Here is a 19,311-nt window from a genome sequence, read left to right as displayed (position 1 = left end):
ACCGGGACGACCTATACTTTCGCGTGCAAAGATACGTCGATCGCAGAGTGACCATGTTCTCGTTTCAGCACGCGCAAAACAGCGGCCCGAAGCCACATCAGGAAAGCGCCTTTCAGCGCGTTTCCGTCAATCTTTCGGGACGGCTGATGCTTGCCAATCGCGACGAATATGATTGCACCGCTCTCTACATGTCGCCGGGCGACGTTCTTTTTTCATCACCGGCACGGCCGCGTGCCGGCGAGCGCATCATCGCCTATATCGATCACGTCGGACGCCTTGAAGGCACCGTTTCACGGCTCGCGGAAGACGCGTTCGTCATCCAGCTCAACGCGACGGAGCGCAAGCGCGAGAAGCTTGCCGCGCAGCTCACCTGGATCGCCAACAAGCACGAACTCGGCCTGCCCGAGGATCGGCGCCACGACCGGCTTGCACCGCGCAAAACATTGACGGAACTCACGGTCGAAACAGGCGAGAAATATCCCTGCAGGATCATCGACCTTTCTCTCTCGGGTGCCGCGGTCGACATCGAGAACCGGCCCGCGATCGGTACTCCGGTCAAGCTCGGCAATATGAAGGGCAGGATTGTCCGTCATTTCCAGGAAGGCGTCGCCATCGAGTTCTCAGGCATCCAGTCGCGAGAAGCACTGACCGAGTTTCTTTGAGGCACCACGGCAAGCGGCGTGTAACCACGCTTCCAATTGTTCTGCAGCCCTGATTACCCCCTGAAGCGGGCGTGCGCGAGTTCCGGTCTCATTGCCGATGCCGTTGACCGCGAAGTTCGATGACTTGCGGGCTAAAACGCTACGGCCGCATTCATCCAGAGGCCCAAATGTCGCTGTCGCAATGAATTGTTGCATAGTGCGCGGGCAAGCGCATGCGCTCGCAAGTCGTTCTCTCCTGCCAGAGCAGAAATATTTTCCAGAATAAAACTGGCGACCGCGGCAACACAACTACACAAAACCAGACCTCTCCCGGCGACGTTCTGGCATGACGCCGGCGCAACATTGCGCGCTTTGCGGCCGCGCGTTGTCAGTTCCCTCTGGATTTCCGTTTGCATTCAATTGCTTACAAGAGCATCACGCTGCTTCCGCAGCTGTCATATTCTCCGAATTCTAGGGTTTCATTAAAAATTGAATCAAATCTCACTCAAATACAACTCGAATTTTATTCTTATTTTCTTCTTATGTTATTCGCATTTGTACTTGTTTTTACCTCGCATCTTCGCCGCCGATAAAAAACTCTGTGCCATTGTCGAACCATCACGGGGAGACAAACATGCACAAACTCATCAGCAAGACGATCGCTGTCGCGGCCTTCATCACCGGCGTGCTGACCGGATCAGCGTTCGCCCTGCCGGCAAACATGGCAGTAAGCGGGGCAACCAACCCGCCGATCGGTCACTACGAATTCTGCAGGAGCTCTCCGACCGAATGCGAGGCCAATGGCGCCGATAACGGCCCGGCCGTGCTGACGCGAGAAGGATGGAAGAAAATTCTTGAAGTCAATTACGAGGTCAATCAGGCGATCACGCCGATGACGGATATGGATATCCACGGCGTCGAAGAAAAATGGTCCTATCCGGACGCCATCGGCGACTGCGAGGACTATGTGCTTCTGAAGCGCCGCGAGCTGATCGAGGGCGGCTTCTCGCCCGCCGACCTGCTCATCACCGTCGTCCTGCAACCGAATGGCGACGGCCACGCGGTCCTGACGGTGCGCACGGATCGGGGCGACTTTGTCCTCGACAATATGCGCAGCAAGGTACTGCTGTGGTCGGAGACCGAATATACCTTTCTCAAGCGGCAGTCTTCGGAGAATGCCGGACGTTGGGTAAAGCTGCAGGACGGCCGCGCCGTTGCTGTCGGCAGCGTCCGTACTGAGTAGAACGCGAATGACCGGGCGCTCGCCCGGTTGCCAGCGCCACCCATCGGGCTTCGGTCAGCCGCTTTGTCCCCGTCCAGACCAGGCCCCGGCCGGTTCCGCTGTCCCCGGAACCGGCCTTTCTTTTTTCAGTAACCGCGTCTTGTCCGCTCGCCTCGCCCTGGCGCTTCATGAAAAATTAACCATCTTCAACGAGCGTCGGCACGCAGTGTCGACCGGAATCTCAGTTTATCGATGACAAGCCTCAAGGCCGATGAGAGCGCCCATGAACCTTTCGGCTCACCGCAACGGACGGCGCATCCATGAACACGACACTCAATGGCGGTCCCGAAGCGGAATTAGTCCCGCTCCTTTCACAACGCTTCGCGTACAAGGCCATTGCGGTCGTTGCGCTGCTGGCGACGTTGGCGGTTGTCGTTTCCCTAGCGGGACGCTGGCTGGGGGAGAACCTCGCGCTTGCCGGGCACACTTCCAGCCGCCAAACATACGATATCTTCATAGGACAGGATCATCTACGCCTTCCGGCGAATGTCATTCGCTTCGAAAATCAGCGCGCTACGAGCATTACCGGACGCGTTGACCTCTATCTCACCTGGCCGGCGCTCGAGGGCTACAGCGACAAGACCCGGCACCTGTTCGCCGATGTCAGCCTGCCGGAAAAGCTGATTTTTCTGCAGATCGCACAGAACACGATGTCACGCGATATGACGGGGCGGCTGGAACCCATCTATCGCCACATCTTCGAAGATGTGGCCCGTGACGGTCCCGCGGGCCTGGTCAAACATGCGGTCCGGCCGAATTCCGGCTATGCCGGGGAAGTTTTCTTTACAGGCGATCGCGCGGGGCGCCCGCCTTACGTCGTGCGCTGCCTGCTGCCTAAGAGCATCGAAGCATCGACGAGTGCCGATTGTCAGCGGGACGTGCATGTGGGCAAGGACCTCACCGTTCTCTACCGTTTTTCGAGCAAGCTCCTGGCGCAATGGCGCGAGATCGACAATTCCGTGGAAACCTTCGTCCGCAAGCGGCTCGTGCCGTGAATTTGTCCAAGAGTCGTGATCGAGGCAGGGCGCCGGCCGAAGTGGCCGGCCGGTGCCGTTCCTGAACAAAACGACGCGTCTCCAGCAACCAATCATTCATCATAAACCGATTGGTAACGCTATCCCGCTACTGTCTCGGGAACAGTCGTTTCCGGAGACGGCATCCGGACGATATCCATGACATGAGAATGAAGAGCAACGTAGTGTCTCAATCCGTTTTTTTTGATCTCGCGAAACGCCCGCTTGGGGTCTTTTCAAAAATCGTAGGACGGATTGTCCTTGCCGGAGCCATTGCGGCCCTGGTTCTTTCGGCGCCCGCATCCGCCAATCCGAAATACGCCGGTATTGTCGTCGATGCGAAGACTGGCAAGGTGCTTTATGGCGAGGATTCGGACGATCTGCGCTATCCGGCCTCGCTCACCAAGATGATGACGTTGTACCTGACCTTTGAAGCTTTGGAGACCGGGCGGATCAGCAAGTCCACACCCGTTCCGTTCTCCAAGAATGCATCCGCGGAACCGCCGTCAAAGCTTGGCGTGCGTGCCGGCAAGTCGATTACCGTCGAACAGGCGATCCTGTCGCTCGTGACGCGATCCGCCAACGACGCCGCAACGGCGCTCGGCGAACTTCTCGGTGGTTCCGAACAACGCTTCGCCCGGATGATGACCAACAAGGCGCGGGCGCTCGGAATGACGCGCACGACCTACCGTAACGCCAACGGTCTGCCAAACCCCGACCAGAAGACGACGGCGCGCGACCAGGCCCGGCTCGGGCTCGCGCTGCGGCAGCATTTCCCGCAATATTACGACTATTTCTCCACCCGCAGCTTCCGTTTCGGCAAGCAGACGATCGGCAACCATAACCGGCTGCTCGGCAACGTCCGCGGTGTCGACGGCATCAAGACTGGCTATACCCGCGCCTCCGGGTTCAATCTGGTAACCTCCGCGCAGCTCGACGGGCGTAGCATCGTTGCCGTTGTGATGGGCGGAACATCCGGCGGCGCACGTGACGCACAGATGCGCAAACTGGTCGCGAAGTATATGCCGGCCGCCTCGCGCCGCGGCGGTGGCAACCTGATCGCCGAGACTCCGGCAGCACCCGTCGCCGCCGTTGCTCAAGCCGAGGTGCAGCCCGCCGCGCCCGCCGCAGTCGCGGCGGCGGCGATGGACCTGCCGAATACCGGCCCTGTTCCGGATTTCCGCTATAGCGGGGGCGACGGGAGCACGGTGGAGATGGCCTATGCGGCGGCGAAACCCGCATCCGACAATCCGGTCCTCTCCGCCAAAGTCGCACCGAACACACTCGACGCCCAGAGTGCCAAGCTCGACCAGCAGCCGGCCGGAGCGGACGTCGACGCCCAGATCACCAATTCGGTCGCCAAGGCCGAGACCCAAGCCGACGCGGATCCGCAACCGCAGGGCTGGGTAATCCAGATCGGCGCCACACCCGACAAGGCGCAGGCCATGACCTTGCTTGATAATGCGAAGGAAAAGGGCGGAAAGGCGTTGCGCAACGCGACGCCGTTTACCGTCGCCTTTGGCGATGGTGCCGGTCAGCTTTACCGCGCCCGTTTCGGCGGCTTCGAAGACCAGAACAAGGCCGTCAATGCATGCAAAACTTTGAAAAAGAAGGGATTTGCCTGCTGGGCGAGCCAGCAATAGGTGCAACAGCGTTTTGACGGCGGAGCCAGTTTTCTTCGCCGTCGTCCTCGGATTTGTAAAGCGTAACGAGGTCAGCCATGGCAATGAACGAGAACATACCCGGCTTCACCACGACGCCGGGGAAGAAGCCGAAGTCTTCGCGCCTCGGCTTGCATCCGCTGCACGAGGCAGCAATGCGCATAGCCGACATCGGCCTGAACCGATCGAAAGCAAAGACCCGGGATCTCGTCGGAATGCTTCTCACGCACGGCGCACGCGCCTGGCGCGCGACCCAGCCTCGGGCCGGGATTCATTTGCATGTCACGGCGCCCGGGCACCGCTATCCGCTTAGAATGCGCATAAGCTGACTCGGAAGCACAGTGCATCGAGCGACGCTCCACATTCAACATTATTCATGCACGTTGGAGCACCGCTCGGAAGGGAGTCCGCCTTTCAGCCTATAGAAGGCCGAGCTCCGCAAGTTCGCGCCGCAATTCAAGCGGCATCTCCGCGCCATCCGAAGAAAGCGAAGCGAGGTCGCGCGGGGCTTCCTTCTCCTGCAAGTAGCGCCATCCCTGAAAGGCTCGGCGTGGCTGAAGCTCGGTCTCCACCACCTCCGGCCCGAGAATAAGATTGCAGCGGCCGATACCCTCACTGTCGGTAAAGGTTTCGACGCCGATCAGCGATTGCCGCGCCTGCACGTGTCCCTTGATCACCCAATAGAGCGAACCGCCCGCGAGAAGTTCCTCGGTCCGCTTCGGAACCATGCGGGTCGTGTGAAACGAATGGGGCTCCTGTCCGGCGGCAATAGCGGCAAGGGCCTTGCGCGATACCCATTCGCGCAGGTCTTCAACCGATTCGGCGCCGACGCAGAGCTTGATAAGATGCAAAGCCATGAGAACCTTGAACACCCGTCCGCCGGCCGCGGTCAAGCGTATTGAACGAGTCCGTCCACACCAAAGCTGCAGCATGGTTCCTTAAACGGAGCCGACTCAAACATGCGCAATTCAAAGTGCTGCACCGGCCTTTGTGCTTCTGAAAAAACGCACGGCGCGGTAGCAATTTCAGCACTCGACCACGTTGACCGCGAGGCCGCCGGTAGAGGTCTCCTTGTACTTCTCGTTCATATCCACGCCCGTCTGACGCATGGTCTCGATGCAGGCGTCGAGCGGCACGAAGTGCTTGCCGTCGCCCTTAAGCGCGAGCGACGCGGCGGTGACCGCCTTCACGGCGCCGAGCGCGTTGCGCTCGATGCAGGGTACCTGCACGAGACCGGCGACCGGATCGCAGGTCATGCCGAGGTGATGCTCGAGGGCGATCTCGGCCGCATTCTCGATCTGTTCGGGCGAACCGCCCATCACGGCGGCAAGCCCGGCCGCCGCCATAGCGGAGGCCGATCCGACCTCGCCTTGACAGCCGACCTCGGCGCCCGAAATCGAGGCATTATGCTTGATGATGCCACCGATGGCCGCGGCCGTCAGTAAGTAATCGCGAATGCCTTCCTGGTCGGCATCGTCATGGAAATGCAAATAATAGCGGATGGTCGCCGGAACGACGCCGGCCGCCCCGTTGGTCGGCGATGTCACCACCCGGCCGCCGGCAGCGTTCTCTTCATTGACCGCCATCGCATAGACGCTCAACCAATCGTTGGCGAGCAGCGGGTTGGTCTTGTTGGAGCGCCATTCCTCCTGGAGCTGGTCGTGGATCGACCGGGCGCGCCGGCGAACCTTCAAGCCACCCGGCATGATTCCGTCTTGGCTGAGCCCACGATCAATGCAACTGTTCATCGCCGCCCATATGCGGTCGAGTCCCTCGTCGAGCTCCTCTCTCGACATGCTGCATTCCTCGTTCGCCCTTTTCATCTGGGCAATCGTCAGTCCCGAGCGGGCCGCCATATCAAGCATCTGCTGCGCCGTCGCAAAGGGATAGGGTACCTTGACGCCCGCGGGTTTGTTCTTCGAGGCACGCATCGCCTCGAGTTCGGTATCGGTGACGACGAAGCCGCCGCCGATCGAATAATAGATGCGTTTGAGAAGCAATCGACCGTCGCGATCAAGCGCAGAAAAGGACATGCCGTTGGCGTGACCCGGCAGCGGCACCTTCTTGTCGAAGACGAGATCGGTCTTCGGCTGAAACGCATAAGGCGGATGTCCAGGCGGCGTGATACGGCCGGTGCGTTCCACCTCGTCGATGATTGCATCCATCTGATCGGGGTCGACCAGATCCGGACGCTCGCCCATCAATCCAAGGATCACCGCCCTGCCAGTGCCGTGGCCGATACCCGTGTGCGCGAGCGAGCCATGCAGGCTGACGCTGATGGCGGCAACAGCCGCATGCGTCGGCCGCGGCCATTCCTCGGAGAGAATGAGGTCGAGGAACCTGTTCGCCGCCGACATCGGTCCCATCGTGTGCGAACTCGAAGGACCGATACCGATCTTGAAAACGTCGAAGACGGAAAGAAACATAAACTGCCTGCCCCGGAGCCTGACAGAGCGCCGCCACGCGGGCAGCACGAGCATCTGTCGATGATGACCGAACCCGCTTCAGCTCCCCTTCGAGAACAGGCGATGCCGGTTTTCCCTTAATATAGGAAGAAACCCTATGCGATCCCATCCCGGTGGATCAGGCGACTGACCGACATTGGATTCTGTTGGTGCGACATGGTGCCGAAAGCGGCAGCATTTAGCGATGGAAAAGTTCCGCCGGAATCAAAAGGACGACCCAGTCTCTAGGCTGCGTCGTCCTTGATAGATTTTTTCGATTTTCAGAAGCCGCCAAAAAGATGAGCCAGAACAAGAACGCCAGCGAAACCAGCCACGGCGCGAATAGTCACGCCCCAGCACGACTTCTGTATTGTATTGTCCATGATTTCTCCGAATACCCGAGGGCCAAGAAGCTCTGAGGCCCGCATTTCGGCTCTTGCATACTGAAGAATGTGTAAATGCGCAATATCGAAATATGGCAAAATCGTGTCGAGCTCGAGCAGCATGAACCGGACTCCGCCGGGCCGGCCGTGATGCACCCGCACACGCGGTGCTTCCGGATCCCGTTCGGCCGCGATTCCGCCTTACTAGTTAAAGCTGGCCATACGACGAAGCCTGCTGCGCGCGCTTGCATTTTCAAACAGCCGTGCCAAAAACACGTGCATGACTTTCGAGGATTATATAGCGTTCGGCATCTTCATTTTGCTGTGGGGCGGCTTCAGTTGGGCGACCGATGGAAGGCGCAAGTTCCGGCGCGTCAGTCTGACCCGGCTCATGAACGAAAACAGGCGGCGGTGGATTCGCAACTCACTCAATCGTGACTTGAAGATGATCGACACGCAGATCATCGCCGGTCTGCAGAACGGCACCGCGTTCTTCGCCTCTACGACCATTTTTGCGCTTGGTGGTTGTTTCGCGCTGCTCGGCGCGACCGAGCAGGTGCAAATGATCTTCAACGACCTGCCGCAGGTCTTCCGGACTGGGCGGACGGGATTCGAGCTGAAGGTCGGCGGACTTACCTGCCTCTTCGGTTATTCCTTCTTCAAGTTCGGCTGGTCCTACAGGCTGTTCAATTATTGTTCTATTCTGATGGGCGGCATTCCGATGACGGCCGACATGACACGGGATCGGCAGGCCGCCGAACGGGCCGCGGAACGCGCAATAAGCATGAACATCCTGGCCGCCAAACATTTCAATGCCGGCCTCAGGGCAATCTTCCTTTCGATCGGCTATCTCGGCTGGTTCATCAGCCCCTATGTCTTCATTGTGCTAACCGCCTTCGTCATCTTCGTGCTTACGCGCCGGCAGTTTTTCTCCGAAGCACGCACTATGCTGCTGGAGGACGGCCTTTAGGTCAGAATGAGCTCCCGGCCAGTGCCCGACGCGCCTGTGTGTGCGGCCTTCATTTCAACATAATCGAGACGCGACTGGCATAGATCAGACGTGTAACCTTATCCCACCAACAGGATAGCAATGCCCATGTCCGATAGTCCCGCGGCGACGATTCATGCGCCGCAAACCTCGCAACCGAGCGTCAGCAGACCCGGTCGGATCGCGCTCTTGGATGCGCTCCGGGGCCTGGCTCTCGTCGCCATGGCGATCTACCATTCTGTCTGGGATCTTGAATTCTTCGGTTATGTGGCAGCCGGAACCGCGGGTACAGGCGGCTGGCGGCTTTTTGCGCGATTGATCGCGAGCAGCTTCCTGTTTCTCGCCGGCTATAGCCTCGTCTTGGGTCAGCTTCCGAAATTTCGCGCCGGCGCATTCGGCCGCCGCTTGGCCAAGATCGCTGGAGCCGCAGCCCTGATCAGCATCGCGACCTGGTTTGTCATCCCCGATTCCTTCATCTTTTTTGGGATTCTCCATGCCATCGCGGCAGCAAGCGTTGTCGGCCTCTTGTTCTTGCCGCTCCCCGCAGCGGTTTCCTTTCTTGCCGCCGCAGCGGTCCTCGTCGCGCCGCTCTACTTGCGCTCGCCCATCTTCGACACGCCCGCGCTCTGGTGGGTCGGACTGTCCGAGACGGTCCCTCGCTCTAACGACTACGTGCCCCTTCTTCCTTGGCTCGCCCCTTTCCTGTTAGGGCTTGGAACCGCAAAGCTGCTTCATCACCGGCTTTTCGCCCGTCAAGCATCCGCTCACGCTCCACGTAATGGGCAGAATCTGTGGATGGCGCCGCTCGCCTTTGCTGGGCGCCACAGCCTGGTCGTGTACTTGGTACACCAGCCGCTGCTCATAGGGCTCGTCTATCTTTTTTCCCTTGTCGTCCCCGCCCCCGTGCCGGATGCGGCGCAGGCCTACCGATTGAACTGCGAGCAAGCCTGCAGTCGGGAAAATCCCGCCGTCTCGTGCGCTGCCTTCTGCGGCTGCACGCTCGACCGGCTGAAGGCGCAAAACCTGTTCGAAGATTTAAACCTGGGCAAGATCGACGTGAACACGGATGAACGCATTGCGCGAATCGCCGGTCAGTGCACAATGGATGCACGATCAGGGGATTAGGACATGAATGCCTATCGTGCCAAGCCGCTGAGTTTTCCATGGCCGCCCCTGCTCTATGGTGCGGCTGTCCTGCTTGCCCTCGTCTTGAGCCGCCTTTTCCCTATTCCGGTATCGCATGGACATAGCTGGATGCCATGGCTGACAGGAGGCGGATTGATCCTGCTGGCGGTGTGGCTCGATCTTTGGGCTATGAAGACATTGCTCGACCGGCACACCGCCGTCCTGCCGAACCGGTGCGCCACGTGCCTGGTGACGTGCGGACCGTTTCGCTTCACCCGCAATCCGATCTATCTCGGCTACACCCTGCTGATGATCGGCCTCGGACTGATGATGCTCAATCCCTGGTTCTTCATCATGGCAATTGCGGCTGTCGCAGTGACGACGTTATTTGCCATCCGCAATGAGGAACGGCATCTGCTCTCGCGCTTCGGCTTCGAATTTGAAATATATTGCCGCCACACCACGCGGTGGATCTGACCCTTCCTGAAAGAAAAGCCGCCACAAGGCCGCCCTTCCGAAGGAAATCTGCAAGTGAGCTGGGGCTAGGTGCCGACGCCAATCTCCGCCAGGCGCGTCAGGCACGCCTCTTCGACATTGTCGAGCTCGGCGAGTGTATCCTCTATATCCTTGCGCTTCTGCCGCAATTCCTCGCGCTTCTCTTCGACGCGCTTCATCAGAAGCTGCAGCTGGCCCATTTCGCCCGGCGGGTCCTTGTAGACCTGAATGATCTCGCGGATTTCGGCAATCGTGAAACCGATGCGGCGGCCACGCAGGATTTCTTTGATGAGGTGCCGGTCGGCCGGCCGAAACAGGCGCGTGCGGCCGCGACGCTCCGGATGGATGAGGCCTTCGTCCTCGTAGAAGCGCAGCGTGCGGGTCGAGATGCCGAATTCCCGCGTCAGCTCGGTGATGCTATAGTACTTGTCCACGCCGCCATTCCATCAAATTACACGCGGTCACTATTGTTGACTTTGACGTAAAAGTCAAACAGACCGCTTTCACGTGATGTGAAACCACCAGGTGGCAATGCCCAGGAAGGTGAAGAAGCCGGTTACATCCGTGATGGCCGTGACGAAGACCGCCGAAGAAACGGCCGGGTCGGCGCCGGATTTCTCCAGGAGCAGCGGAATCAGGATGCCTGCGAGTGCGGCCGCCATCATGTTGATCAGCATTGCCGTCGCGATGATGCCGCCGATGTTGGGGTCCTGAAACCAGAGACCGGCGACGAGGCCGATGAGTGTCCCGAAGATTATGCCGTTCAGCAGCCCGACACCCGCTTCGCGCCGAATGATCCTCGGAGCATTGTGAATGTCGAGGCCACGGGTCGCAAGCGCCCGAACCGTGACGGTCATGGTCTGCGAGCCGGCATTGCCGCCCATGCCCGCGACGATCGGCATCAGGATGGCGAGTGCAACGATCTGCTGGATGGTGGCATCGAAGAGCCCGATCACCGAGGCCGAGATACAGGCCGTCATCGAATTGACGAACAGCCACGGCACGCGCGAGCGCGAGGCCTCTGCAACGGAGTCGGACAATTCCTCGTCACCGACGCCACTCAGGCGCAGCAGGTCCTCCTCGGCCTCTTCCTGAATCACGTCCACGACGTCGTCGATCGTCAGTACGCCGACCAGACGGCCATTGTCGTCAACGACGGCGGCGGATAGCAGGTCGTACTGCTCGAAAAGCTGGGCCGCCTCTTCCTGGTCCATCTCCGCCGGAATCGCATGGCTTGTATCACGCATGATCGCATCGATCTTGACCGAGCGCTTTGCCCGCAACACCCGGTCGAGATCGACGGTGCCGAGGAGCCTGAAGGTCGGATCGATCACGAAGATCTGCGTAAAGCTATCGGGAAGATCCTCGTCCTCGCGCATGTAATCGATCGTCTGACCGACGGTCCAGAATGGCGGAACGGCCACGAACTCGGTCTGCATACGCCGACCGGCGGTGCTTTCCGGATAATCGAGCGAGCGGCGAAGACGAACACGCTCTGTAAACGGCAGCTTGGCGAGGATCTCTTCCTGATCTTCCTGATCGAGATCCTCGAGAATGTAGACCGCGTCATCGGAATCCATTTCGCCAAGTGCCTCGGCGATCTGCTCGTTCGGCAGATGCTCGACGATGTCGAGGCGGATCGCCTCGTCGACCTCGGTCAGAGCCGAAAGGTCGAACTCCTTTCCAAGCAGCGAAACGAGCGCCAAGCGCTGCTCCGGCTGGATCGCCTCGAGAAGGTCGCCGAGTTCCGAGGCGTGAAGGCGGGCGACATGCTGGCGCAGATAGATCGTATCGCGGTCCGCGATCGCGGCACCGACATGCATCAAGAAGTCGGAGCGCACCGAACCGTCGTCGGCGTAGATATCCGAACCGTCATAGGCGGTGATTTCATCGGAACCGCGGTCGTCGTCGCCCGTACTGCTCATGGACCCGTCCTCGAAAAGAATACCGCCGCCCGGATCAAGCTTCTGTCGAAGGCCGGGAAAGCGAGGGGTAATGGCCGGCTTGTCCCCACCATCCTCAGCGGGCGGTGGGCTATTGCCCTGCTAGCGCAAAGCTCCAAGAAGGTCCACAGCCGAGACGGCGTCAATATCGAACCTATGGCGCTTTATCCAAGCTGTTGCAAACGCATATGAAACAACTGAGACAAGAGCGGCTGGCCGGAATCGCGGCAAGACGGTAGAACAACCGTTCAGAGAGAGAGTTGTTGCATGGCGGTCCGCCCCATCATTCGGTTTCCAAACCCGCTGCTGAACACGGCGGCAGCAATGGTCAGCAGATTCGATGAGGACCTTCGCCGGCTTGCCGACGATCTGCTTGATACGATGCGGGCAGCTCCGGGGATCGGCATCACGGCCCCTCACATCGGCATTCTGCAGCGGGTCACGGTAATCGAGTTCGATCGCCACGCGGAAGCACGCGTCTTCATCAATCCGGAGATCGTCTGGTATTCGAGCGAGACCGCGCGCCATAGCGAGGGCAGCGTCTCAATGCCCGGCATTTCCGAAGAGGTCGAGCGGCCAGACAGGGTGCGCGTGCGCTACCAGGCGATGTCGGGCGAAGTGCGCGAGGAAGAGGCCGACGGGCTGATGGCGGTCTGTCTTCAGCACGAGATCGATCAGCTTCGCGGGATCTTCTGGCTTCAGCGGCTGTCGAGACTGAAGCGCGAGCGGGCAGTGAAGCGGTTCGAAAAATCGACCAGAGAGTATCGGTAATCCGGCGCAAACCATATCATAGGCCGCAGCCTCCAATTTAAAAGTTAATCGAGGATCTATTCATGAACGTCCTGCGCCTGACACTCTTCTGTACGATTGCTCTGGCTGGCTGCACGGCCGCCTCGCCCGATCTCGAGCCTCTTCCCGGCAGCCTTACCTACGGCGAGAAGGCTGCTTCTCGAAGGACACAAGCAGACCCGGGCACGATGATACAAAACCGCTTCTTGCATCAGGGTACCATGGTCTACGAGACCTATGAGGTTCAGCCTGATCACTCCTACAAGCTCGTTCGCCGCAGCATCGCCGACACCTGGCCCCCGGGCTAGCCTTCAGCTGCTGCAGAACCGCTCCGGGCAACTGACCGGTTATCGTCGAGAGACCCGGAGGCGGCATATCCCGGAACATTGCGTGCTCACTCTCGTTCTCCAATGAGGCAATCAATGGAGTCGATGCAATGGCCAAATATCTCGATGAGCGCGGCGACCGAGCCTCTGCGACGCATGACGCGGACAGAGAGAACTTCGACGCGCGAGAGGCGAGGCAGGGATCCCTTGGCGTCCGCGTTTTGGCAGTGCTGACGGCCGGGCTGTTCCTTGCCCTTGTCGTATGGGGAGCCGTGGAGCTCTGGGGTGAAAGCAGCGACAATGATCAGGCGACCCAAACAGAGCAAATTCAGCCGAGTCCCTCGCCGGAGCAAACGGGGAGCATCAATGAACCCGCTCCGGCCGGCGGCCAGGCGCTAACGCCGACCGATAGAGATCCGACCGCTCAAACCGGCACCGGCGGCGAATCGCAGCAGGTTTCGCCCGACGGCACGGAGAAGTGATCCGCCGAACTGCGGTACTCCTGAGCAATGCTGACCAAGATGCGGGCCGATAGGGTCCGCATTTTTGGTGTCCAGCCCTCGAGGAGGTCATTTACTCCGAAAGTTCCGCTGTCGTGCATTCGTAGAGCGTATCGCCGCTCTCGGCATCGACGCCCTCCAGGCTGACGTCATAACCCCAAAGGTGACGAACGTGACTCAGCGTGGCATCGCGGTTGTCTTCATCCAGAAGAACCCCGTTTTTCACGTTGTGCTGAAGGCGGAGATGGCGATCGCCCAGGAGGTCGACATCCATCACCTGGATGTCCGGCTGGTTCGCACCGATATCATAGCTGCGCGCAAGGGCGGTGCGTATGGCCTCGTAGCCGCGCTCATTGTGGATCGAGGCGACCTCGCAATATTTCTCATCCGCCTCGTCCGTCAGCAGGAACAACCTGAATTTGCGTATCAGCGCCGGGCTCAGATACTGGAGGATGAAGGATTCATCCCGATGGTTTGCCCAGGCATCGAGCAGCGTCTCGCGCCATTTGCCGCTGCCCGCGATCTCGGGAAACCAGTCGCGATCCTCCGATGTCGGATTGGTGCAGATGCGCTCGATATCCTGCATCATCGCAAACCCCAGCGCATAAGGGTTGATGCCCGGAAACCTGGGATCGTCGAAGCCTGGCTGGAAGACGACATTGGTGTGGCTCTGCAGAACCTCCAGCATCGCGCCTTCGCTGATTTTGCCCTGATCGAAGAGCCTGTTCATGATGGTGTAATGAACGAAGGTGGCGCATCCCTCATTCATCACCTTTGTCTGTCGCTGCGGGTAAAAATACTGGGCGATGACACGGACAATCCGCAGGATCTCACGCTGCCAGGGCTCCAGGATGAGGCTGGTTTTCTCCAGGAAATAGAGGAGATTCTCCTCGGGCAGGTTCAGTTCCTTCTTTCGCTCCGAGATGTCGCGTTCCACTGCCGTCGGATCGCTGCTTTCGGTCGTCGGCGGAAGTGTCCGCCACAGGTCGCTGTAGGTCTGTTCCTCGTATTCCAATCTCTCACGCGTCCTCTCCCGTTCCTTTGCAGACGACAGCCGAGGCGGCCGCCTGTATCTGAAGACGCCCTGTTCCATCAACGCATGGGCGGAATCGAGAATGGATTCCACCGCAGGCGTCCCGTACCGTTCCTCGCATTTGGCAATATATTTCTTGGCGAACTCCATATAATTGAGGATGGCGCTGGCATCGGTCCACTGCTGGAACAGGTAGTTGTTCTTGAAAAAATGATTGTGACCGAAGGCCGCGTGAGCGGTCACCAGGGCCTGCAAGGCCATGGTATTTTCTTCCATCAGATAGGTGATGCAGGGATTGGAATTGATGACCAATTCATAGGCGAGACCGCGCTGGCCTTTGCGATAGAAGTGATCCTCAAAAACGAAGCGTTTGCCGAACGACCAGTGCTGGTACATCAACGGCATGCCGACGGATGAATAGGCGTCGAGCATCTGCTCGGAGGAGATAATCTCCAGTTGGTTGGGATAGACATCGAGCCCGAGTTCATTGAGCGCGATCTCTTCGATGGCATCGTAGGTGCGCGCCAGCGTCTCGAAGTTCCAGTCAGAGCCCTGAAACAGCAGGTTTGAGGCCGGAGCCTGTGCCATCCCGTCGCCTTTCACTTGCGCAATTGCATGGTCGAATGCTTGCCGAAGAGTTTCCGGAAAACCGGATAGATATCCGCCGGCCTCGCAATCCGGGTCATCTGGAAGTTGGGCCACTCGCTGTCGACGGTGCGATAGGCGCGCCAGAGCGACGTCCCGTTATCGGTCGCGCCGAAAATCTCCGTCTCGCGTTCATCAATGATTTCAACATAGGCATAATATTGGCAAAGCCGCATCAGTTCGTCACTGAGAAGCGAAGCGCAAACCTCCGAGTCACCGGAGATGTTTTCCCCATCAGAGGCCTGGGCGGCATAGATGTTCCACTCCCGTGCGGGATAACGCTCCTGGATAACGCGAAGCATCTCCTCCAGTGCAGTGGAAACTACCGTACCGCCGCTCTGCTTGCTGTAGAAGAAAGTGTTCTCATCGACCTCACCCGCCTCATCCGTATGGCGGATAAAGACGATGTCGATCCGCTCATAGCGTCGCTTGAGGAAGAGATGCAGCAGCACAAAAAAACGCTTGGCGAGATCCTTCTCCCGTTCGCCCATCGAGGCGGAGACGTCCATGAGGCAGAACATCACCGCGCTCGCATTCGGAAGCGGCTGGGGCTCGAAGCGATTGAACCGAATATCGACTGGATCGACATAGGGAATGCGCCGACGCCGGCGTTCCAGCCTCTCCAGCTTCTCGCGCAGCTCGTCGATGCGTTTTTGGTATTTCGTACCGGCGTCCGGTTTCGCCTCCAATTTGGCGATCTCGTCGGAGATCGCCTCCAGTTCCCGCCGTGACGGTCGCCGCAGGGCGATGCGACGACCGTAGCTGTTGCGCATGGTACGCCCGACATTGATGTTCATCGGGGACCCGCTAGCGCTGAAGCCTGCCCGGCGCCGCTTGAAGGCCACGGACTCCTTCAGGTTGAGCTTTACCATGTCCGGAAGTTCCAGGTCCTCGAAGAAGAGATCGAGCACCTCCTCGCGTGACAGGACGAATTGAAATTCGTCCTCGCTCCGACCAGTTCCGGCACCCGACCTCCCGGCACCGCCACCGGAACCCTGTTTGGGGATGCGGTCACCCGGCGCAAACTCGCGGTTGCCGGGAAGGACATGCTTTCTTTCACCACTGTTGCTGGCTGGTTGAAAGGTCGGCTCGCTGACACCACGGGCGGGCATGGACACGTTATGTTCGGCGTCGACGTCGGCAATCTTGCCCGATTTGACCTGCTCCTTGATGGCCCGTTTCAATTCCTCTCGTGCCCGTTTCAAGAAGCGCTGCCTGTTGCCGAGGCTTTTGTCCTTCGGGTTAAGGCGGCGATCGATGAAATTCGGCATTAGCTAACCCCTGCGTTCGCATCCTTAACCTGCCTTGTTCACGCGCATGTACCAGTCCACGAGTCGCCGCACCTGCCGTTCAGTGTATCCACGCTCCTTCATGCGTTGGACGAATTCGACATGCTGTTTCTCGGTGGCGCTGTCCTTTTTGGAACCGAAACTGATCACCGGCAACAGATCCTCGACCTGACCGAACATGCGCTTTTCAATCACTTCCCGAAGCTTTTCATAGCTCGTCCAGGACGGGTTGCGCCCATGGTTCTTTGCGCGAGCGCGCAGCGTGAACTTGACGACTTCGTTGCGGAAATCCTTCGGGTTCGCGATGCCGGCCGGCTTCTCGATCTGCGACAGTTCACTGTCGAGGATTTTCCGGTTGAGTATCTGTCCAGTATCGGGATCCTTGAAGTCCTGATCCTCGAGCCAGGCATCGGCATAGGCGATGTAGCGGTCGAACAGGTTCTGGCCGTACTCGCTGTAGGATTCCAGATAGGCTTTCTGGATTTCATGGCCGATGAATTCCGCATAACGGGTGGCGAGCTCCGATTTGATGAAGTCGAGATAGGCTGCCTCCGTCTCCTTTGGAAACTGCTCCCGTTTGATCGCCTGCTCCATAATATACATGAGATGCACCGGATCGGCGGCGACCTCCTTGGTGTCATAGTTGAAGGTCTCGGAGAGGACCTTGAAGGCAAAACGCGTGCTGACGCCGGTCATGCCCTCGTCAACGCCGGCGACGTCGCGATATTCCTGCACCGAGCGCGCCTTCGGGTCGACGTCCTTGAGGTTCTCGCCGTCATAGACCCGCATCTTCGTATAGAGAGGCGAATTCTCGTGCGGAACGAGCCTGGTGGAGACGGTAAAGCGACTCAGGTTCTCCAGCACTTCCGGCGCGCAAGGATTATGGACCAGTTCGCTCTCGCGAAGAAGTTTCTCATAGATCATCTTCTCCTCGGTGACCCGCAGGCAATAGGGAACCTTGACCACCAGGATACGGTCGAGAAACGCCTCATTGTTCCGGTTGTTCTTGAATTGAAGCCATTCCGATTCGTTGGAATGGGCCAGGATGGTGCCCTGATACGGAAACGCACCGAAGTTTTCCGTGCCGTTGTAGCTGCCTTCCTGGGTCGCAGTCAGAAGCGGGTGCAGGACCTTGATTGGCGCCTTGAACATCTCGACGAATTCGAGCAGACCCTGTGTCGTGCGGTTCAAACCACCGCTATAGGAATAGGCGTCGGGATCGGCCTGGCTGTAGTTCTCGAGCTGACGGATGTCGACCTTGCCGACGAGCGAGGAGACGTCCTGGTTGTTTTCGTCGCCCGGCTCTGTCTTGGCAATGCCAATCTGGCGCAGCCGAGAGGGCATCAGCTTGACGACGCTGAATTTCGATATGTCGCCACCGACCTCATCGAGCCGCTTGGCGGCCCAGGGCGATATCAGGCCCGTCAGTCTCCGCCGGGCAATACCGTATTTATCTTCCAGAAGATCGGCCATGCGCTCAGGATGGAACAGGCCGAGCGGAGATTCGAATACCGGGCTGATCTTGCCATCAACCATCAGCGTGTAGATGGGACGCTGCTCCATCAGCTTCTTCAGGCGCTCGGCCAGCGAGGACTTGCCACCGCCGACCGGTCCCAAGAGATAAAGGATCTGCTTGCGTTCCTCGAGCCCCTGAGCAGCATAGCGGAAGTATCCCACGATCCGTTCGATCGTGTCCTCCATGCCGAAGAAATCCGAGAAGGCAGGGTAGATCTTGATGGTTCGGTTGGCGAAGATTCGACCGAGACGCTCGTCAGCGCTTGTATCGACGAGGGTCGGTTCTCCAATGGCGTCTACCATTCGCTCCTGCGCGGTAGCGTACATGCTCTTGTCGTCGCGACATGCGAGAAGATATTCCTGTAGACTTATCTCTTCTTGCGCTGCACTCGTATAAATCTCCGAAAAGAGGTCGAAGACGTCAGATTCACTCCTTTGCATCGTGCTCTCCCGCGGCAGGCCGCTTGGTTGACCGGGATCGCTGCCTGTCGGCTCTTGCTTCAGGTGAACGGTTTCCTGAGTTCAAAGTTCCGTCACGTAACCGACACTGAAGCGAATGCCGAAGCAGCAGCTAACGACGAACATCCGCTTATCAGTTTCGGACCGACCGATCGGCGCCTCATCAATTTCACGAGGCGCGCTCCGCAAGACACTCGTCGCTCTGTCGCCCGTCATGCCGGCCGCTTCTCGCGAATCCGTCATGACAATGGAATCATAACCAATCCCCGCCCTTTCGCCGACTTTTTTTTTACGATTCCACGAATTTAGCTATCAACAATATCGTGTAGGGACGGTGGCTTCGTGACCGCGACCGCGCATGTGAAGGTCTTGATGGGAGTCCTGATGAGAGCGAACAGCAATTCCGGCAGCGCTGGCGGGCGGGGCCTGGTGGTCGGAGGAGCCCTCAAACCCGGCTAAGAGCGATGCTGCACCGGCGAAGCCCGCTGCATGTCCTGCAAGCCCGTAAGACACTGAGGAAATTTAGAAATAAAAAACCCCGTAGAACCACTCGGTTACGGGGGCTTTTTCATTCTCTGATGGTGCGGTCGAGAAGACTCGAACTTCCACGGGTTGCCCCACAGCGACCTCAACGCTGCGCGTCTACCAATTCCGCCACGACCGCATCGTGGTAGGTGCCGATTGCGTCGGCGGGCTGCATGTAGCAAAAGCATTTGGGGTGCACAAGGGCATGACGACAGAAATTTGACGAGAACAGAAACTATTTCGACAGCGCATTCG

Annotated in this window: 19 protein-coding genes and 1 tRNA gene; 11 read left to right on the top strand and 9 right to left on the bottom strand. The window is 58.9% G+C overall.

Annotated elements, in window-relative coordinates; all coding sequences use genetic code 11:
* The first annotated feature begins 53 nt into the window (after positions 1–53).
* From PYH37_RS18310 to PYH37_RS18290, 5 genes are all read left to right on the top strand, one after another.
* Positions 54–662 (top strand): PilZ domain-containing protein, encoded by a 609-nt coding sequence (locus tag PYH37_RS18310; RefSeq protein WP_280732876.1) that lies wholly within the window; start codon positions 54–56, stop codon positions 660–662.
* Between the two features lie 613 nt (positions 663–1,275).
* Complete coding sequence (locus PYH37_RS18305; protein WP_280732875.1) at positions 1,276–1,884, top strand: transglutaminase-like cysteine peptidase; 609 nt, start codon at positions 1,276–1,278, stop codon at positions 1,882–1,884.
* 299 nt (positions 1,885–2,183) lie between these two features.
* The gene (locus PYH37_RS18300) at positions 2,184–2,918 is read left to right on the top strand and encodes a hypothetical protein (protein ID WP_280732874.1); all 735 of its coding nucleotides are present in this window, start codon (positions 2,184–2,186) and stop codon (positions 2,916–2,918) included.
* 182 nt (positions 2,919–3,100) lie between these two features.
* On the top strand, positions 3,101–4,579 hold the full coding sequence (locus PYH37_RS18295; protein WP_280732873.1) for a D-alanyl-D-alanine carboxypeptidase family protein: 1,479 nt from the start codon (positions 3,101–3,103) through the stop codon (positions 4,577–4,579).
* A gap of 77 nt (positions 4,580–4,656) precedes the next feature.
* Positions 4,657–4,926, top strand: coding sequence for a hypothetical protein (locus PYH37_RS18290; RefSeq protein WP_280732872.1), 270 nt, complete (start codon positions 4,657–4,659; stop codon positions 4,924–4,926).
* Positions 4,927–5,016: 90 nt separating this feature from the next.
* Here the strand turns inward: PYH37_RS18290 and PYH37_RS18285 are convergent, their stop codons facing one another.
* From PYH37_RS18285 to PYH37_RS18275, 3 genes are all read right to left on the bottom strand, one after another.
* Positions 5,017–5,454, bottom strand: a complete 438-nt coding sequence (locus tag PYH37_RS18285) for a DUF1489 family protein (protein WP_280732871.1) — start codon at positions 5,452–5,454, stop codon at positions 5,017–5,019.
* A gap of 168 nt (positions 5,455–5,622) precedes the next feature.
* Complete coding sequence (locus tag PYH37_RS18280; RefSeq protein WP_280732870.1) at positions 5,623–7,023, bottom strand: L-serine ammonia-lyase; 1,401 nt, start codon at positions 7,021–7,023, stop codon at positions 5,623–5,625.
* Positions 7,024–7,322: 299 nt separating this feature from the next.
* The gene (locus PYH37_RS18275; RefSeq protein ID WP_280736173.1) at positions 7,323–7,547 is read right to left on the bottom strand and encodes a hypothetical protein; all 225 of its coding nucleotides are present in this window, start codon (positions 7,545–7,547) and stop codon (positions 7,323–7,325) included.
* Between the two features lie 157 nt (positions 7,548–7,704).
* Between PYH37_RS18275 and PYH37_RS18270 the strand changes: the two genes are divergently transcribed.
* From PYH37_RS18270 to PYH37_RS18260, 3 genes are all read left to right on the top strand, one after another.
* A complete protein-coding gene (locus PYH37_RS18270) occupies positions 7,705–8,394 on the top strand; it encodes a DUF599 domain-containing protein (RefSeq protein ID WP_280732869.1) in 690 nt (229 codons plus the stop codon).
* Positions 8,395–8,520: 126 nt separating this feature from the next.
* Positions 8,521–9,537, top strand: coding sequence for a heparan-alpha-glucosaminide N-acetyltransferase (locus PYH37_RS18265; protein WP_280732868.1), 1,017 nt, complete (start codon positions 8,521–8,523; stop codon positions 9,535–9,537).
* Positions 9,538–9,540: 3 nt separating this feature from the next.
* Positions 9,541–10,014 carry a methyltransferase family protein gene (locus tag PYH37_RS18260; RefSeq protein ID WP_280732867.1) on the top strand — a complete coding sequence of 158 codons (474 nt, stop codon included), beginning with the start codon at positions 9,541–9,543 and terminating at the stop codon, positions 10,012–10,014.
* Positions 10,015–10,079: 65 nt separating this feature from the next.
* Here PYH37_RS18260 and PYH37_RS18255 read toward each other — a convergent pair whose 3' ends face one another.
* A complete protein-coding gene (locus tag PYH37_RS18255) occupies positions 10,080–10,466 on the bottom strand; it encodes a MerR family transcriptional regulator (protein WP_280732866.1) in 387 nt (128 codons plus the stop codon).
* A 69-nt stretch (positions 10,467–10,535) separates the two neighbouring features.
* Positions 10,536–11,957 (bottom strand): magnesium transporter, encoded by a 1,422-nt coding sequence (gene mgtE, locus PYH37_RS18250; protein WP_280732865.1) that lies wholly within the window; start codon positions 11,955–11,957, stop codon positions 10,536–10,538.
* Between the two features lie 285 nt (positions 11,958–12,242).
* On the opposite strand from mgtE, the gene PYH37_RS18245 reads away from it, so the two are divergent.
* The 3 genes from PYH37_RS18245 to PYH37_RS18235 all read left to right on the top strand — a co-directional run bounded on the left by PYH37_RS18245 (position 12,243) and on the right by PYH37_RS18235 (position 13,572).
* On the top strand, positions 12,243–12,746 hold the full coding sequence (locus PYH37_RS18245; protein WP_280732864.1) for a peptide deformylase: 504 nt from the start codon (positions 12,243–12,245) through the stop codon (positions 12,744–12,746).
* 62 nt (positions 12,747–12,808) lie between these two features.
* Positions 12,809–13,072 (top strand): hypothetical protein, encoded by a 264-nt coding sequence (locus PYH37_RS18240; protein WP_280732863.1) that lies wholly within the window; start codon positions 12,809–12,811, stop codon positions 13,070–13,072.
* Between the two features lie 128 nt (positions 13,073–13,200).
* Positions 13,201–13,572: a hypothetical protein gene (locus tag PYH37_RS18235; RefSeq protein WP_280732862.1), complete on the top strand. Its 372-nt coding sequence runs from the start codon at positions 13,201–13,203 to the stop codon at positions 13,570–13,572.
* A 91-nt stretch (positions 13,573–13,663) separates the two neighbouring features.
* On the opposite strand, the gene PYH37_RS18230 is transcribed toward PYH37_RS18235, so the two are convergent.
* From PYH37_RS18230 to PYH37_RS18215, 4 genes are all read right to left on the bottom strand, one after another.
* Entirely contained in the window at positions 13,664–15,211 is a 1,548-nt protein-coding gene (locus PYH37_RS18230; RefSeq protein ID WP_280732861.1) for a SpoVR family protein, read from the bottom strand.
* Positions 15,212–15,222: 11 nt separating this feature from the next.
* Positions 15,223–16,539 (bottom strand): YeaH/YhbH family protein, encoded by a 1,317-nt coding sequence (locus PYH37_RS18225; RefSeq protein ID WP_280732860.1) that lies wholly within the window; start codon positions 16,537–16,539, stop codon positions 15,223–15,225.
* 24 nt (positions 16,540–16,563) lie between these two features.
* Entirely contained in the window at positions 16,564–18,513 is a 1,950-nt protein-coding gene (locus tag PYH37_RS18220) for a PrkA family serine protein kinase (RefSeq protein WP_280732859.1), read from the bottom strand.
* A 597-nt stretch (positions 18,514–19,110) separates the two neighbouring features.
* A tRNA-Leu gene (locus PYH37_RS18215) sits at positions 19,111–19,195 on the bottom strand.
* Positions 19,196–19,311: the final 116 nt, after the last annotated feature.

The organism is Sinorhizobium numidicum, assembly GCF_029892045.1.
GTDB lineage: Bacteria > Pseudomonadota > Alphaproteobacteria > Rhizobiales > Rhizobiaceae > Sinorhizobium > Sinorhizobium numidicum.
The sequence above is the reverse complement of the archived record's forward strand: the minus strand, read 5'-3'. Positions and strand labels throughout refer to the sequence as shown.

What these genes read in the sequence shown, in the direction of transcription:
- PYH37_RS18280 (WP_280732870.1), bottom strand. Translation starts at nt 7,023, where the DNA reads ATGTTTCTTTCCGTCTTCGACGTTTTCAAGATCGGTATCGGTCCTTCG.
- PYH37_RS18240 (WP_280732863.1), top strand. Translation starts at nt 12,809, where the DNA reads ATGAACGTCCTGCGCCTGACACTCTTCTGTACGATTGCTCTGGCTGGC.
- PYH37_RS18310 (WP_280732876.1), top strand. Translation starts at nt 54, where the DNA reads ATGTTCTCGTTTCAGCACGCGCAAAACAGCGGCCCGAAGCCACATCAG.
- PYH37_RS18235 (WP_280732862.1), top strand. Translation starts at nt 13,201, where the DNA reads ATGGCCAAATATCTCGATGAGCGCGGCGACCGAGCCTCTGCGACGCAT.
- PYH37_RS18270 (WP_280732869.1), top strand. Translation starts at nt 7,705, where the DNA reads ATGACTTTCGAGGATTATATAGCGTTCGGCATCTTCATTTTGCTGTGG.
- PYH37_RS18290 (WP_280732872.1), top strand. Translation starts at nt 4,657, where the DNA reads ATGGCAATGAACGAGAACATACCCGGCTTCACCACGACGCCGGGGAAG.
- mgtE (WP_280732865.1), bottom strand. Translation starts at nt 11,957, where the DNA reads ATGAGCAGTACGGGCGACGACGACCGCGGTTCCGATGAAATCACCGCC.
- PYH37_RS18285 (WP_280732871.1), bottom strand. Translation starts at nt 5,454, where the DNA reads ATGGCTTTGCATCTTATCAAGCTCTGCGTCGGCGCCGAATCGGTTGAA.
- PYH37_RS18225 (WP_280732860.1), bottom strand. Translation starts at nt 16,539, where the DNA reads ATGCCGAATTTCATCGATCGCCGCCTTAACCCGAAGGACAAAAGCCTC.
- PYH37_RS18295 (WP_280732873.1), top strand. Translation starts at nt 3,101, where the DNA reads ATGAGAATGAAGAGCAACGTAGTGTCTCAATCCGTTTTTTTTGATCTC.
- PYH37_RS18245 (WP_280732864.1), top strand. Translation starts at nt 12,243, where the DNA reads ATGGCGGTCCGCCCCATCATTCGGTTTCCAAACCCGCTGCTGAACACG.
- PYH37_RS18300 (WP_280732874.1), top strand. Translation starts at nt 2,184, where the DNA reads ATGAACACGACACTCAATGGCGGTCCCGAAGCGGAATTAGTCCCGCTC.
- PYH37_RS18275 (WP_280736173.1), bottom strand. Translation starts at nt 7,547, where the DNA reads ATGCTGCTCGAGCTCGACACGATTTTGCCATATTTCGATATTGCGCAT.
- PYH37_RS18230 (WP_280732861.1), bottom strand. Translation starts at nt 15,211, where the DNA reads ATGGCACAGGCTCCGGCCTCAAACCTGCTGTTTCAGGGCTCTGACTGG.
- PYH37_RS18220 (WP_280732859.1), bottom strand. Translation starts at nt 18,513, where the DNA reads ATGCAAAGGAGTGAATCTGACGTCTTCGACCTCTTTTCGGAGATTTAT.
- PYH37_RS18305 (WP_280732875.1), top strand. Translation starts at nt 1,276, where the DNA reads ATGCACAAACTCATCAGCAAGACGATCGCTGTCGCGGCCTTCATCACC.
- PYH37_RS18265 (WP_280732868.1), top strand. Translation starts at nt 8,521, where the DNA reads ATGTCCGATAGTCCCGCGGCGACGATTCATGCGCCGCAAACCTCGCAA.
- PYH37_RS18260 (WP_280732867.1), top strand. Translation starts at nt 9,541, where the DNA reads ATGAATGCCTATCGTGCCAAGCCGCTGAGTTTTCCATGGCCGCCCCTG.